Raw genomic sequence first — 1282 nt, 5'->3', positions numbered from 1 at the left:
ACCCGGCATAGGATGCCTGGGACATGCCTGCCAGCGCTTCCAACGCTTCATCGAACTCCGGCGTTTCCGGCCCGACATCACCGGGCGACCCGGCACCGTGGGCGAGCACGCCAGCGGCGAGAACCTCGAGCTGGTTGAGACCGGTTCCGCGATTGGCGAATTTCGAAGATACGACTTCTCCCTGTTCAGTCACCCGCATCCTGCCAGCGACAGTGCCCGCCGGCTGCGCCGCGATCGCCCGGCCGGTCGGCGCGCCGCCACGGCTGACAGAACCGCCGCGACCGTGAAAGAAACTGATCCTGACCTTGTGCTTGCGCCCGATCGCTGCGAGGCGCTTTTGCGCTTTTACCAGTTCCCAATTGGAAGCCAGGAAACCGCCATCCTTGTTGGAATCCGAATAGCCGAGCATGATTTCCTGGCGCGCGCCGAAATCCCGCACCGTCCGCCGCACCAGCGAGACGCCGAGCAATCCGTTCAGGATGGCAGGGGCGGCCTGCAGATCGGCGATGGTCTCGAACAACGGCACGATCCGCAGCCTGATCGTGCCGCCGCCATCGGGCGCGGTCGAGAGTCCGCAATATTGCGCCAGCAGATAGACCGCGAGCAGATCGTCGGCCAAGCGGGTCATGCTGAGCACGAACGAGCCGACAGCGTCGGCATCCGAGCCCGAGATGTGCTTGGCGATGACGGAGAATGTCGAAAGCAGTTCACGGGCTTCAGGCGAGAGTTGGCCTCTGTCGATCTCCAGCCGCTCGCCTTGGCTGAGGCCTGCGCGAATGCGCGCCGACCATTGCGGCGTGCCTGCCGCGACCGGATCGGCGGGATTTGCCAGCGCAAACAGCTCGGCCAGCACCCGGTTGACGACCGTGGAGTTCTGCCGGATGTCGAGCGAGACCGTGCGGAAGCCGAAGCTTCCGACCTGCCAAAGCAGGGGCTGGACGAAACGCCCGGCCACCGCGCGCCCTCCGATGGCTTCGAGAACGCAAGACAGGGCGGTCAGGTCGGTACGAAACGCCTCCGCGGAGAGGTAGGCGGCCGTACCGCCGGCTCGCGTCGCAACCAGCCGGGCAAGCAAGGCCGTAGCGAACTGGCGAAGCGGCTCGTCGGGGTTGCGGGCGGCGATGACGTCAGCCTGTCCGCTTTTATCGAGCGCCGTTTGCAGCACCGGCTTGAAGCTCGTCGGCAGGTCGATGACGTTCGAACTGGCGCTGAGCACCGTCACCAGCCGCTGCACCTGCGTCAGATACCAGCCTATGGCGGTATTGTGGTATTCGGCCATGGC

Annotated in this window: 1 protein-coding gene; it reads right to left on the bottom strand. The window is 65.4% G+C overall.

The window, feature by feature from the left end:
* A partial coding sequence (locus EOA29_RS36830; RefSeq protein WP_127222419.1) for a phosphoenolpyruvate carboxylase occupies positions 1–1282 on the bottom strand: 1282 nt, incomplete at both ends.

This window comes from Mesorhizobium sp. M1E.F.Ca.ET.063.01.1.1, assembly GCF_003998155.1.
Classification (GTDB): domain Bacteria; phylum Pseudomonadota; class Alphaproteobacteria; order Rhizobiales; family Rhizobiaceae; genus Mesorhizobium.
The sequence above is the reverse complement of the archived record's forward strand: the minus strand, read 5'-3'. Positions and strand labels throughout refer to the sequence as shown.